10 protein-coding genes and 2 pseudogenes are annotated in these 14,071 nt (G+C 43.4%); 4 read left to right on the top strand and 8 right to left on the bottom strand.

Going from position 1 to position 14,071, the window contains the following annotated elements; translation table 11 throughout:
* Window positions 1-4: 4 nt before the first annotated feature.
* The 4 genes and pseudogenes from F6K63_RS07600 to F6K63_RS37685 form a co-directional block, all read right to left on the bottom strand.
* A complete protein-coding gene (locus F6K63_RS07600) occupies window positions 5-4,321 on the bottom strand; it encodes a type I polyketide synthase (protein WP_287311498.1) in 4,317 nt (1,438 codons plus the stop codon).
* Between the two features lie 307 nt (window positions 4,322-4,628).
* Window positions 4,629-4,793 carry a hypothetical protein gene (locus F6K63_RS07595; RefSeq protein ID WP_008188552.1) on the bottom strand — a complete coding sequence of 55 codons (165 nt, stop codon included), beginning with the start codon at window positions 4,791-4,793 and terminating at the stop codon, window positions 4,629-4,631.
* Window positions 4,794-5,335: 542 nt separating this feature from the next.
* Window positions 5,336-5,461 (bottom strand): annotated as a pseudogene (locus F6K63_RS07590) (plasmid stabilization system protein); the annotation flags it as partial.
* Window positions 5,454-5,669: pseudogene (locus F6K63_RS37685) on the bottom strand (hypothetical protein). The pseudogenes F6K63_RS37685 and F6K63_RS07590, both read right to left, overlap by 8 nt.
* Before the next feature lie 415 nt (window positions 5,670-6,084).
* On the opposite strand from F6K63_RS37685, the gene F6K63_RS07585 reads away from it, so the two are divergent.
* Window positions 6,085-6,642, top strand: a complete 558-nt coding sequence (locus F6K63_RS07585; protein WP_008188559.1) for a Uma2 family endonuclease — start codon at window positions 6,085-6,087, stop codon at window positions 6,640-6,642.
* Between the two features lie 122 nt (window positions 6,643-6,764).
* On the opposite strand, the gene F6K63_RS07580 is transcribed toward F6K63_RS07585, so the two are convergent.
* Complete coding sequence (locus F6K63_RS07580) at window positions 6,765-8,843, bottom strand: pentapeptide repeat-containing protein (protein ID WP_287311495.1); 2,079 nt, start codon at window positions 8,841-8,843, stop codon at window positions 6,765-6,767.
* Between the two features lie 152 nt (window positions 8,844-8,995).
* On the opposite strand from F6K63_RS07580, the gene F6K63_RS07575 reads away from it, so the two are divergent.
* Together F6K63_RS07575 and F6K63_RS07570 are read left to right on the top strand one after the other, a co-directional pair.
* Window positions 8,996-9,271 carry a hypothetical protein gene (locus tag F6K63_RS07575; RefSeq protein ID WP_008188565.1) on the top strand — a complete coding sequence of 92 codons (276 nt, stop codon included), beginning with the start codon at window positions 8,996-8,998 and terminating at the stop codon, window positions 9,269-9,271.
* A 197-nt stretch (window positions 9,272-9,468) separates the two neighbouring features.
* Window positions 9,469-9,681, top strand: a complete 213-nt coding sequence (locus tag F6K63_RS07570) for a hypothetical protein (protein WP_131827246.1) — start codon at window positions 9,469-9,471, stop codon at window positions 9,679-9,681.
* Window positions 9,682-10,031: 350 nt separating this feature from the next.
* Here F6K63_RS07570 and F6K63_RS07565 read toward each other — a convergent pair whose 3' ends face one another.
* Both F6K63_RS07565 and F6K63_RS07560 read right to left on the bottom strand, forming a co-directional pair.
* A complete protein-coding gene (locus F6K63_RS07565; RefSeq protein WP_008188571.1) occupies window positions 10,032-10,256 on the bottom strand; it encodes a hypothetical protein in 225 nt (74 codons plus the stop codon).
* A gap of 251 nt (window positions 10,257-10,507) precedes the next feature.
* Complete coding sequence (locus F6K63_RS07560) at window positions 10,508-13,252, bottom strand: COR domain-containing protein (RefSeq protein ID WP_287311494.1); 2,745 nt, start codon at window positions 13,250-13,252, stop codon at window positions 10,508-10,510.
* 304 nt (window positions 13,253-13,556) lie between these two features.
* On the opposite strand from F6K63_RS07560, the gene F6K63_RS07555 reads away from it, so the two are divergent.
* A complete protein-coding gene (locus F6K63_RS07555; protein WP_287311492.1) occupies window positions 13,557-13,808 on the top strand; it encodes a UPF0175 family protein in 252 nt (83 codons plus the stop codon).
* Here the strand turns inward: F6K63_RS07555 and F6K63_RS07550 are convergent.
* The gene (locus F6K63_RS07550; protein WP_287247764.1) at window positions 13,794-13,982 is read right to left on the bottom strand and encodes a hypothetical protein; all 189 of its coding nucleotides are present in this window, start codon (window positions 13,980-13,982) and stop codon (window positions 13,794-13,796) included. The genes F6K63_RS07555 and F6K63_RS07550 overlap by 15 nt on opposite strands.
* Between the last annotated feature and the right edge of the window lie 89 nt (window positions 13,983-14,071).

The following is a 14,071-nucleotide window of genomic DNA, read 5'->3' as shown; positions in this document are numbered from 1 at the left end:
CAAACTAGGACTTGGATAACTTCTTTTTAAAGACATCCGAGTTGAACTTAGCAGCGATTAGTTGAGGGCTGTTCGACCCCAGAAGGTATGGCAAAATGCTCATGGCTTCTTCTGGTTGCCATGGGTCTACTCCTATGCGCTTCAATAAGGTCTTGACCTGTTCAGACACCATGGCACTTCCAGACCAGGGTGCCCAATTGATGCTCAAAGCAGGTAATCCTAGGGCTTGACGATGATGTGCGATCGCATTCAGGAAAGCATTAGCAGCAGCGTAATCAGCTTTTCCCTGACAGCCCCACAGGGAGGCAATCGAGGAGAAGCAGACGAAAAAGTCTAGGTTCATGTCTTGGGTAAGTTCATGGAGCAGCCATGCCCCCATTACTTTAGGTTGCAGGGTAGCCTGAAATACATTCAGGTCCATCCCTTGTATCTCCTGATAATTTTCAATCCCGGCAGCATGGATAACACCTTTGAGGGGAATCTGAGTATTACGCAAGTGTTCAAATACCTCAGACATCTCATCCTGATTACTGACATCAGCCTGAGCCACAATCACCTTGGCTCCCATGGCTTTGAGTTCTTTAACCGCGTTAACCCGTTTCCAAGACTCACTGTCTTGGGGTAAGCTTGCCCACTGATCTGATGGTGGAAGTTCTCGGCGTCCTAGTAGCACTAGGTTTTTTGCCCCTTGTTCAACCATCCACCGGGCAACCCGGAGTCCTAAACTGCCCAAGCCACCAGTAATCAGGTAGATACCATCAGCCTGCACTGTTAAACATTCCGTTTGAGTGGGTTTGCTAGATACCAGGCGAGCCAGATAGCGTTGTCCCTGGCGGAATGCTACATGGTCTTCCCCGTCTCCCTGGCAAATTTCTGAGAACAGAGCCATGGCCTGTTGCGTAGCACCCTTATGATCAGAATTATCAGAATTATCAGAATTATCAGATATAGATGGGTCTAAATCGAGTAGCCCTCCCCAAATTTCAGAGTGTTCTAGGCCAATTACTCGTCCCATGCCCCACAAAGAGGCTTGAGCCAGTGCTACCGGAGCAGGGTTGGCTTCCACTGCTTGGCTGCCAGAGGTTACTAACCACAATTTCGGTAAGGTTGAACTACCAGTATTGACCAGTGCCTGAACTAGTCCCTGAACTAGGTGCAGTACGCTTCCACAACTCAATACGTGAGACTCTTCGAGAGAGGATGGTGTGAGTGCTTCAGACTGTTCAGTCTCTAGACTCCACAGATGAATTACTCCATGACAGGGCAATGGATTATTTCCAAGAATTTCCTGGAACAGCCGCTTAAAATGATTGGGATCAGCAGGGTTGATGGTTCCAAGTCCTCCTGGTAGGCTTTGGTCAACTTCACCTGGATAAATCAGGCAACAGCTCTGACCATGCGATCGCAAATTTTCTGCTAATGCCTGTCCTACGCCACCGTAATCCGCAAAGATCACCCATTGACCAGGCTCAGTTGCTTCAGTGGCCTGAGTTTCTGCTTCGGGTGTACGCTCTTGAAGTTGCCACTGAATCTCGTACAGGGAATCCTCGACCAGGGAATCGGTCAGGGACTCTGGGGTAACCTCCTGTTGCTCTTCCCCTACCAACAAGTTCGGTAGTGGTGTTTGAGATGGTGTTTGAGATTTCTGCTCTACCCAATACCGTTCTTTCTGCCAAGGGTAGCAGGGTAAACTCACAACCCGAGAATTGGAAGATCGGAATAGTTTATGCAACGCGACTGTAAAGCCCTGGGTGTAGAGTTTACCTAGAGAGGTGAGCATGGTGGCCCGTTCCCCCTGACTAGGGCGTAGGGAGGGTAAGACAACCCCCGCTTGATCGAGATGGTTGAGGGTTTGAGCAATATATCCGGAAAGGACAGGGTCAGGGCTAATTTCTAAGAAGATGGTATGACCAGCTTCCACTAGCGCTTCAATAGCTGGAGCAAAGCGGACAGGTTGCCTGATATTTTGCCCCCAGTAGATAGCATCGAAAGCTGAACCTTCACTAGAGCTACCGGTAACTGTAGAGTAGATGGGAATAGTTTCTGGCTGGGGTTCGAGCCCTTCCAGTTCCTGCACCAATTCCTGCTGAAAGGGTTCCATTTGGGAACTATTGAAGGCATAATTCACTGGCAGCAATTGGCATAACACCGACCGTTGCCGCTGTGCCAGGAATTCAAGGAATAATTCCATTGCTGTAGACTCTCCAGACACCACCGTTGAGGTGGGACTGTTAATTGCTGCGATGCCTAGGTTGGGGTTTGCCGATTCGAAAATAGGATCGTATTCAGACAACAGTTGTTCTGTATCCGCTACGGAGAGTTCCAATGCTGCCATCTTGCCATTGCCTGTAGCTTGCTGCATCACGCGACCGCGATCGCAAATTAACTTCACAGCATCGGTTAAGCTCAGAGTACCAGCAATGTGAGCTGCTGCAACTTCACCTACACTGTGACCCACCACTGCTTTTGGCTCTATGCCCCAAGAACGCCACAGCCGAGCCAAGGCAACTTGTAGGGCAAAAATAGCAGGCTGAGCAATTTCCGTTTCCCCAAGGCGGGATTCAGACTCGTCCGCTGTTAACTCCGCTAACAATGACCAGTTAGCCTGGGAGCGAATCAGGGCATCGCACTCCTCTATAGCCCCTCGAAATACTGGTTCCGATTGCAGTAGCTCCCGTCCCATCCCCCACCATTGAGGCACCTGACCAGAGCAAACAAAAACTACATTCGGGGGGCGGTTGCCCGGTTCACTACCACCAGCTAGGTCAACATCTGAGGGGTCTTGGAGTAAATCTTGCAGGCGCTCCTTCGCGTCTTCAGGGGAGTTAACTACCACAGCTAAGCGGTGTTGATGGTGAGTGCGCCGGACACTAGCGGTGTAGCAAATGTCCTCTAATAAGGTAGGGTCGATATCTCTAGTGGCTAACCAGTCTTGATAAGCCTGAGCCAGGGATTTGACCGCTTCTGGACTATGGGCTGAGAGCGGTAGTAAGTAGGGTGGCTTGAGGGGTCTTGTCTGATCCGGGACTTGGGAGGATTCAGGAGCTTGTTCTAAGATCACATGGGCGTTAGTACCGGCAAACCCAAAGGAACTGACCCCAGCCTTGGCTAAACCAAACTCCTCAGGCCAAGGACTTAGAGTCTGCTGAACCCGTAGCGGTAGAGTATCGAAGGGAATATCGGGGTTAGGGTCTTCAAAGTGCAAGCTGGGGGGTAGTTGTTTATGTTTGAGGGATAAGGCAACTTTGATTAAACTAGCAATGCCAGCAGCAGCTTCCAAATGCCCAATATTGGTTTTAACTGCTCCGACAGCACAATAGTTTCCCTCCTGACGATCAGTGGCAAGCACGGAAGCGAGGGCGATCATTTCCATGGGATCTCCCAGGGGTGTGCCAGTACCATGGGCTTCAATGTAGCTAATTTCCGAGGGTGCTACGCCAGCATTGTCTAAGGCTTGAGCGATCAGTTCTTCTTGAGCTGAACCATCGGGAACCGTCAGTCCCTTGCTACGACCATCGTGGTTAACCGCACTGCCTCGGATAGTGGCGTAAATCGGGTCATTATCAGCTAATGCCTGGGATAGGGGCTTGAGGACAATGCAACCTGCTCCTTCACTGCGAACGTAGCCATTGGCTTTGGCATCAAAGGCTTTGCAGCGACCATCGGGAGACAGGGCTTTTAGCTTACTTAGGGCAATGTGACCAATGGGTGACAGGATAATATTCACACCCCCAGCCAAAGCCAAGGTAGACTCTCGAGTCCAAAGACTCTGACAGGCCAGGTGAACTGCAACCATTGAGGAAGAGCAGGCGGTGTCGATTGCGATCGCAGGGCCTTTAAAGTCGAATAAATAGGAAAGGCGACCAGCGGCAATATTCAAGGCATTACCGGTCAGATCGTATCCTTGGGGCTGAGTGGAATAATCTGGATGAGTGTAGCTGTAATCATTGTTGGAAATTCCCACAAATACTCCAGTTCGGGAGCCAGCCAAGTGGTCTCGCACCTGTCCTGCATCTTCCAGGGCTTCCCAAGCCACCTCTAGCAATAGCCGTTGTTGGGGGTCCATGGCAGTGGCTTCTTGGGGGGAGATGCCGAAGAAGTGGGGGTCAAACTGGTCTACTTGGGGCAAAAAGCCCCCGTAGCGAGAGTTCATTTTGCCAGGAGTATCTGGGTCAGAATCATAGAGGTCATCGAGATCCCAACGGGTTTTGGGGATTTCAGTAATGGCATCGACTCCATCACATAATAATTGCCAAAAAGCCTCTGGATTTTCGGCACCAGGAAAACGACACCCGATGCCAATTATTGCAATTGGTTCCATGTTAAAAATCCTTTTAATTACAACGTAATAGTCTTGAAATTGAGTCTTATTGATTAGTCAATTTATGTGTGGCGTGTAATAGTCAAGACTAAAGTTATTGGGGAGCATCCCATTGCTGTCAATCTAGGATCTAAACCAATCAATTGCAATACTAGAGATAACAGCATTTTTTCATGATACTTTTTCCAAATTGTAATGCTCCGATTTATTGTTAAAACTATGAATCTTGAACTAAGCGCTGAGCAAGTTCTTCAACTGTTGGATAGTTAAAAATTAAGACTGGATTAAATTCACGTCCAAGCCACTTTTATAACCGTCCCAGCAAAATCAAAGCCTGGCTATAATCTAAATCATAGTTATCAAAAGGCTCATTAATATCAATATCAGCTGGTTCCATTTCCAGACGCTCAGCTAACTGATCAATTAACCAAGTTTTAATTTCGTCTTGAGTAATAGTAATAGATTGGGCCATTTGCCTAACTCTGGTATTTTTTTCATGGTGACTACAGTAAGGTTTGGTTTGGTTTGGATATCAATTATCCTGTCAGCCTGCAACAACGTTTTACTGCCTTTTGGTAATTGGTAATTTGCAATTGATAATAGCGGTAATTTTACCGAGCATCGATTACCAATAACCCGACAATCTTTTGTTGCATCCCTTTTAGAGAAGGGGTATGATATTCAACTTATTGTACCAAGTTGTTCTATTTATTTGTCTGGGTCACTCAGAGAAGTTACGCAGCTATTTACAAAACTTTATAATTTTTCTGCAATGGTAGTAAAAGTTACCAGGGGGCGGGCGTTTGGGGAGATGGGGAGATGGGGAGATGGGGAGTTGATGTAGGGTGGGCAGTGGTTGATACAGATCAGATTAGCTGACCAAGCCGGTTGGTAGGCACTGCCCACCATCGGATTAATCACAATGGTGCCAGATCTCAGGAGTCCAGTAGGGTACGTTAATATAATGTAACGCTCTCAATAAATATAGAAACTATAGCGTTTTTAATAGCTATTAGGATTAGGCTGATTATCAGCCAGTAATCTTAATTTTGCTTCAATTTTTGGCTTTAAATTCGGTTCACGTTTAATGATTGCCTTAAAAGCTCGTTTAAATGATGAAGTTAAAATTAAATTAGTCATTGTTTAATTCGGCGATAACATCATCAACTGTACCCCGAAAAACGTTACCTTGTTGATATTCTTGGTGAGCTTTAGTAATATTAACAGCGATTTATTCTCTTCTTTGTTCAATTTGTCTATGTCTAACAATATTAATTAAATCGTTCTGTTCATCTAAAGAAAGAGCGTCAATCATTTCTAAAATTTGATTGAAGTTACTTGTTATCATTTTTTCCTCTTTTGTCAAAAAAAATCTTATTTTACTCTAATTTAATCTAATTTATTCCTAGAGGGGCGACAAGCGCCCCTCTAGGTTGTATGTAAGCATATGCGCTACTTGAGGTGCTGCGCGAACAGCTATCAGCCGTCAGCTAATTAACGGGAGGTAGTTCACGTAGGGTGGGCAGTGCTTGATACCGATCAGATCAGGTGACAAAGCCCGTTGGTACCCACTGCCCACCATAGCAATCTTGTAGGGTAAGTTACTATAATGTAACGCACCATCTCAATAAACATAGAAACTATAGCGTTTTTCATAGGTACGAGGTAAACAATTTTTTTTTCTATTGCCTCTTGCCTCTTGCCTCTTGCCTGCTCCCTGCTCCCTAAAAAAAAGTACCTCACCTAATTCAAAACCGCTATATATGACCACTGCCACTCCACCCCTAACCTTAGAGGAGTTCCTCAAACTCCCAGAAACCAAACCCCGATCAGAATTTATTAATGGGGAAATCGTGATTAAGCCCATGCCACAAGGCCAACATAGTCTGCTTCAGATTGAGTTGTGTCAAGCTATCAATCGAGTCGCTAATCCCAACAAAATTGCCAAGGCTTTCCCCGAACTGCGCTGTACCTTTGGGGGTCAATCAATTATTCCCGACATCACAGTCTTTCGTTGGGAAAACATCCCCATTGAACCAACTGGCAAAATTGCCAACCGCTTTGAAATATCTCCAGATTGGGCAATCGAAATTCTTTCCCCAGACCAAAGACAAACCAAAGTCCTGAGCAACCTGATCCACTGTTTGCGTCACGGAACTGAACTAGGATGGTTAATTGATCCGGAAGAAGAAAGTATTATCGTGATCGATCAGACTCAACGATTGGAAATTCTTTCAGCAACGTCTACGTTACCGATTCTCAATGGAGTAGAGTTAGAACTAACAGTTGAGGAAGTTTTTGGGTGGTTAACCCTAGGGTAGACCGTATCAATCTTAATTTGGTGCGTTACATTTGATGCTTCGCACCCTACAAGAGCTTACTGATAACTAATAACTGATAGCTGATAGCTGATAACTGATAGCTGATAACTGATAGCTTACCCCTAAGCCTCCCCCCATCCCTCAATGGTAGCTACCAAAATGTTAACTAAAGGATGGTCTAGGGCTTCCTTGAAAGCTTCCACTCCTCCTGCTTTCAGGGCATTGATAACCTTAGCTTTTAGGGTTGGGTTATTCTCAATTTGGTCAACAACTTCACTGACAACTATCATCTTTTCTTGACTTGTTGTAGTGGGATTACTCTGGGATAGTTGGTTTAGAAGTTGCTGGATTTCAGCTGCTGCTTCGGCTAGGCTTTGTTTTTGCTCTGGTGTCGCATTATTATTCTCAATATTTTGTGTAGCGTTGTCGCCTGTTGCGACCGGAGCATTAGCATTAATAGCGTGCCTTTGGTCTATATTAAAATTACGTGAATTATCTGACATATTATTCTCCGCTTCAGCTTTATTTATAACTTTGACTATAGAATTGGATGACTGGTTACTGATCAAAGCGTCTATAACATCTTTGAAGTTATGAACATAGCGATTGTTAGCCTCATATTTACCCTCTAGAAAAGCAATTCTTTTAGCATCTTCCAACCTAGCATTATCATAACTTTCCAAAAATTGTCTCTCAACCTTACCCTTATCTATTGATTCTGGAACTTCCAAAGTAAGTAAAACATCATTTCCCTTCCTCTCAATTCCTTGAATCGAATCACCAGTAATTTCATGATTTTCCGCCATTAATTTTTGAAAGGCTTGACGAAATGCTTCTGGATTAACCCCATTACGCAGAAGAATCTGCACCGTATTCGTAATCTGCTTATAAAGCTTGTCAAAATCCCCTGGTTCAAAAACCCGATTAAAGTCATGGGGACGACGCTCTCGACTTCCCATATCATTGGGATTCTCTAGTAAAAATAAAAACCGACAATCAACCTTAGTTAAGGTAGTTGTTGAATCAATATTCCACGCTTCTAAACAAGCTCCCGTAAGATAAGCATGGGTAAAATCAGTACCAACGCAATTAGCTTTAGTTAAATTAGCCCATTCTAAATTAGCATCCTCTAAAGTTGCTTCGCTAAGATCAGCCAGTTTTAAATTAGCCTTATTTAAATTAGCCCCTTTTAAATTTGTACCTCTAAGATTACCATTAACATAAGACTTATTGTAACCATTACCACTAACCAATAATTTTCTAACAGCCGTATCAGCTAAGATAGTATTACCAGGTCTAGCTCGGTCAAGCTTAATAGTATTTTTCCAACAAGTACGAGTAAGATTAGCCTCTCTTAAATCTGTACTTTTAAGAATAGCTCCCGTAAAATCAGCATCGGTTAAGTTAGCCTTGTAAAAACTTGTTCCTCCTGTGGCAGCAAAAGCAATAGCAATAGTGCGAATCCAGGCATCTCTGGGGTCCCCCTTTAGAGCACGCCAGCCCAGGTAAGTGCCAAGTAAAACGAAGGCGAAGGCTCCGGCTACGGCTCCGGCTAAGGCTACGGCTAAGGCTACGGCTTCGGCTAAGGCTAAGGCTACGGCTACGGCTACGGCTACGGCTAAGGCTAAGGCTTCGGCTACGGCTACGGCCACAGCGAAGGCTACGGCTAAGGCTACAGCTACGGCAAAGGCTACGGCAAAGGCTTCGGCTTCGGCTTCGGCTAAGGCTACGCCTACAGCTTTGGCTACGGCTACGGCTACGGCTAAAGCTACGGCTAAAGCTACGGCTAAGGCTACGGCGAAAGCTACGGCTCCTCCGATGCCTTGACGAAGGATAACAAAAAATAAGACAATTATTACAACCAGTGCTATCCAGCCGAAAATTTGTACCTCTACCTTGCTAGACACAAATATTGACGTTATTAACACCCCACCCAATAAAGAAATAATTCCTGATAGTCCTGACGTTATCCAGGAAACCAACAGAAGAACAATTACCTGCCGTTTTTGTAATCCAGCCTTTGCCTTACAGAACTGAGTTTCCTTTAGAATAGCATTCTTAAAATTTGTTCCTCGAATATCAGCGTAACTAAAATCTGCTCCTGAAAGGTCTTTCTCCTGAAACGATTGACCTCTAAGATTTACCCCTTGGAAATCCCGTTGTCCTGCTGCATATCGTCTCAGAACTTCTTTAGCTTTCATTAGCGATAATTATATATAGTTGAATGAAGGCCGAATCGCTCCTCGATGTAAACTACAGTCGATGAATCAGGATTCCGGAAATACTTACGTAGGAATAAATTTACTTGGTCACATAGGTTTTATTGTAACCCTGTTACCGTCCCACCCCTGGGATGCGCTACGCACAGCCAAAGGCGATTGGCCTACGGCCACGCTACGCGAACGCAGGTATTCAGTTAGGTTCATCTGAACTAGAACACTGTTACCAGCAGTGCGATTGGCCTACGGCCACGCTACGCGAACGCACCAGTACCAAGAACCAACATTCCAATTCAAACGCGATCGCACCAGAACCAATATCCCAATTCAAACGCGATTGGCCTACGGCCACGCTACGCGATCGCACTCTTTGGCAAAAACCAATCATCCCAATTCAAGCCCATCGCTAATTAAAACTTGTTCAAGAATAAGCTAAGTTTAGAGGCTCCAGCTATTTCCCAGTTTCTTTGCCATCTTCGTATATCCAGCACATTCTTTCCGGATTTTTTACAAATATGAGATAAACCATTAGCAGCTGTGTATACCCGCACAGCTGATCACACAGGTGCATCTTACTGATTACTAAATTACTATGTTGGACTTCTTTTTGAGCCGCGACACCAACTGGCTGTTTGAAACTGCCATGGACAACCCCGAATTGGCTCCGTCCGTGGTTGAACTGCTCTTCCTAGAAGAGATTAAGTACAACGTTCGTGACAGCTCAATCTTAAAACACGACTATCATCTGACAAATTTAAGACAAGTCTATGTTGACACTCTCCGGTCTAAAGACCCGGGGCAGGATAGTAGTTATCAATAGTGCTAAGATAATAAGTTGCACTATATATAAATAGTTCATGTAGGGTGGGCAGTGCTTGATACAGATCAGATCAGCTGACAAAGCCCGTTGCTAGGCACTGCCCACCATCGGTGTAGCCCCAATCGGAATCTGATCGGATTGGCCGTTGGCCACGCGGGGCGCGTTCGCACTTCCCAATTCCATTAAATTAAAACCAAAAAAAATAGCCGTAGAAATACTATCCACGGCTATTTCACTGCTGTAAACCCTATGTCATATCTATCAGTTTCCGAATCAATCCGCATGTGATCCTACGCGAACAAATCGGATCCTTTGACCGGGGGGGGAAACCCCCCCAGAAATTTAACCTATTAACGCCAAGTCCGATACTTGGTTGCAAAACTAATTACTTCCCCTGGAATACCCGTCGGCTGCAAAGGGCTCCACTCGGAAACATCTGCATACCCCAGTACATAAAGGCCGTAAATAGTATTAGTTACTGCTTCAGGAGAACCCTTAATATACTTAATACGTTTTTTCTTCGGCTTAGAATCATCAGCATTATTGTCTTGATTCGGAATAAAGTCTGTAGACATGACTAAAAAACTCAATTACGTTTATAATGATTATTGTAATGATTATAGTTTAATTTTTCAAGGGTTTTGAAAAATTTTTTTTGGGGAGGTAATTTTAGGAGAAATTGTCAGGGTGGGCAGTGCTGAATAGGGATCACCTTAAAAAGCCCCTTGCTAGACACTGCCCACCTTACGATTCATCTAGCTTATGTAGGCTGGGCAGTGCTGAATATATATCCTCTTAAAAAGCCCCTTGCTAGACACTGCCCACCCTACGATTCATCTAGTTGCTCTTGTTGTGTTGCTGGATCTGGACTAAACCATTCCATTACCTTGTCATTAAGAAGTCCGCCAAACAGCCAAGCCCCTAATCCTACAAATAAGGTCGCTATTATGCTCATCAGAGCAAGTTTATTGGAGAGATTCCATTTCTTCTCTGTGGGTGACTCATTCAAGGTAACTTCTAAATTCTTGTTGTTAGAATCTCTACCTGCTGCTCCTATGACCGTACTTCCGTCCCCAACCTTGATTTCGCTTTTTTCAGACATAGTTTTACTACCTGTCGCTTCAATATTAATATTAATAGAACTAGCAGCTTTGTTTGGCTGTCGATCTATATCTGGTTGTTCATTTTTAGTGAACTGCTTTAAACCTATCACATCATCAATTAAACGTAACACCTTAACTGTATTATAGGGAGGACTACCACATTCAATCGTATCCTTACCATAAGCAATCCGCTCTCTTAATTTATCAAATTCATAGAAATGAGGATTTTGACTGTTTTTACAAGTAGAACAATTACAGGGGATAAACTTACTACACTTCAATCGGTTATAAGACTTATGGATCTGATCTAGTTCGTAAGTAACAGTAGTCAACAAGTCTCGTTTATGTCTACCAGTAACTCTAATTTTAATTTCTCGTTTTTCGTAATATTCAATTACTTCTGCTTTGGTGTTATCTTTGTTTAAGATAACACCACTTCTCCAGACATATTGCTGCTGGTCAATCCACTTATGCATTACCACAATAAACCGAGTTATAATACCTTTGGGCATGAATTCATAGGTATAGCGGAGAATTAGATTGTCAGATTCATCCCAATCATACTCAGGTTGATTTAAAGTTAGTAGTTGTGGCGCGATGTAGCTATCTTTCCTCTCAGGGATTGGATAGCAAAGTTGAAACTTGATCATCAATTGTAGCAGTTCATCCTGCATATAAGCATAGTTTTCTTCCGACCAAATTTTTTCTAAATCAGCGCGGTTAAAGCGACCTAGATTCCGAATAACTTGATTGTTATCCAGCACTTTATAGACAGCATAAGTCCCCCATTCCGGTTTGATAATTACCGTTTTCTTTAATAGAGGGTCATCTTGAAAATGCAAACACACTCCCAGATCGTGTAGGTACCCGCTTAACTGTAATTTATCGTTGTATAAAGTAAACCCATTGTTTGAGCAGATGTTTAGATATTCATCCAGACTGATGTGATTACGGCTATCTTCTTCTAAAGCTTCTCTGACTTGTTTCCATGTTCTAGGTAAAGCTGCTTCTTTGATGTGGGGGAGGTTGCTAATATAAAATTTAATTTGGGTAAGAATATCCTCTAAACCTCGGTTAGTAGCTAGGTTTGTTGCTAGAGTTTCTTTCAAATTGTTAAACTGTCCCCGTAAGGCGCGATCGTTTATTTCTCTATGACGATCTTGTTTTTCATTCTTGATAATTAATATAGGACTGTTGTCGCTTAAGAGTTCTACTATATTAAGCCAGTAGTAGAAGTCTGTGTCTTCTTTCCTGGTATCTGCTACTAGGGTGTAAAGGGAACGTTTGGTCAGGAAGAATTGATGGGTGGCGTGATAAATTTCTTGTCCCCCAAAGTCCCAGATATTAACCCGAAAGTCTCGACCGTTCTCCAGTGGAAATTCCCATTGGATAATGTCAATTCCTTCTGTATATTTTTCATTTTGCTGTAGTTGATAGTCTGGCTTTTCTATCTTTTTGGCTAGTGTTGTTTTTCCAGCACCTGCTTCACCGACAATCAGGAGTTTTGCTTCATAGATATAATCTTTTCCTTCTTCCAGCAGTTGTCGGAAATAATCTCTGATTGCTTCAATCCCATTTTTTACAATTTCTATTGGTGGAGTTTCAAGGGTATTTCCGCTTAAATTAAGCTGGGTTAAGTTGGTAAGCTTAGTGATTGATTCTGGGACTGTTGTTAATTGATTTTTGCTTAAGTCAATCCTGGTTAATTGGGTTAGCTTAGTGATTGATTCTGGGACTGTTGTTAATTGATTTTTGCTTAAGTTAATCCTGGTTAATTGGGTTAGCTTAGTAATTGATTCTGGGACTGTTTTTAATTGATTTCCGCTTAAGTAAAGCTGGGTTAATTGGGTTAGCTTGGTGAGGGATTCTGGGACTATTATTAATTGATTTCCGCTTAAGTCAAGCTGGGTTAAGTTGGTAAGCTTGGTGAGGGATTCTGGGACTGTTGTTAATTCATTAAAGCTTAAGTCAAGCTGGGTTAAGTTGGTAAGCTTGGTGAGGGATTCTGGGACTGTTGTTAATTCATTTACGCTTAAGTCAAGCTGGGTTAAGTTGGTAAGCTTGGTGAGGGATTCTGGGACTGTTGTTAATTCATTTACGCTTAAGTCAAGCTGGGTTAATTGGGTTAGCTTGGTGAGGGATTCTGGGACTGTTGTTAATTCATTTCCGCTTAAATCAAGCTGGGTTAAGTTGGTAAGCTTTCCGATGGATTCTGGGACTGTTGTTAATTTATTGTCGCTTAAATCAAGCTGGGTTAAGTTGGTAAGCTTTCCGATGGATTCTGGGACTGTTGTTAATTTATTGTCGCTTAAATCCAATTCTTCCAACTGTGATAAATTAAAAACTTCAATTGGTATTTCAGTTAACTGATCATCATCAAAAATAACAGTATTGCTTAAATATAAATGCTTAAGCTGCTTCTCTTTTGCTTTTGTTATTATCTTAACAATATGTTTTGGGACAGCCATTTTTATGATTTATTAATTAGAAATTATAGCGGTTTTTAGGTGAGGTACATTTTTTTTTAGGGAGCAGGGAGCAGGTAAAAGGCAAGAGGCAAGAGGCAAGAGGCAAGAGGCAAGAGGCAAGAGGGGAAAAATCCTATGTACCTCATTAAACTAAAAACTGCTATACTTATCAAGTTCGTAGGGTGCGTGATAAGACGGGGGAGCCATGATTGTAGTGTTAGGATAATCCATCCCGTAACGCACCATCCAAACGGCAAAAATGAGATGCACCCTTTCAAGAATACCAAATTTTAGCACATAACTAATGTCAGAAGTCACAATTAACTTACCTGAAGAGGTTTTTAGTGCCCGTCGTCTTCCCCCAGAAGAATTTGTGCAGGAAATGCGGCTTGCTGCTGCTATCTACTGGTATCAAAAGCGGGAAATCTCCATGGAAAAAGCAGCCTCCGTCGCTGGGTTAAACCGTAGAGACTTTCTTGCCGCCCTAGCCCGGGAACAAATTGATGTCTTTGCTGTTGACTTTGATGATCTAGAGCGTGAGTTAAACCGTGGCTGAACTTCCTGCTATCAACACCTGCTCACAGATAAAAAAGTTATAATTTGGGCGTTGCGTCAGTCTTTGAATGAATAGGAGTAGAGTGGGCATCCTGCCCGCCCGAAAATAAGGAGGAAACTGGCAAGATGCCAGTTCTACACAAGATGCCAGTTCCACGTCTGATGCCCATTCCACCTGACTCTTAAAATCATTCCATTATTAAGCAACGCCATAATTTGAGTCGAGTAGTAACTCACTAAAACGAGATTTGTCTCTGAGTAATG

The organism is Moorena sp. SIO1G6, assembly GCF_010672795.1.
Lineage (GTDB): Bacteria > Cyanobacteriota > Cyanobacteriia > Cyanobacteriales > Coleofasciculaceae > Moorena > Moorena producens.
This window is presented reverse-complemented; position numbering and strand designations above follow the sequence as displayed.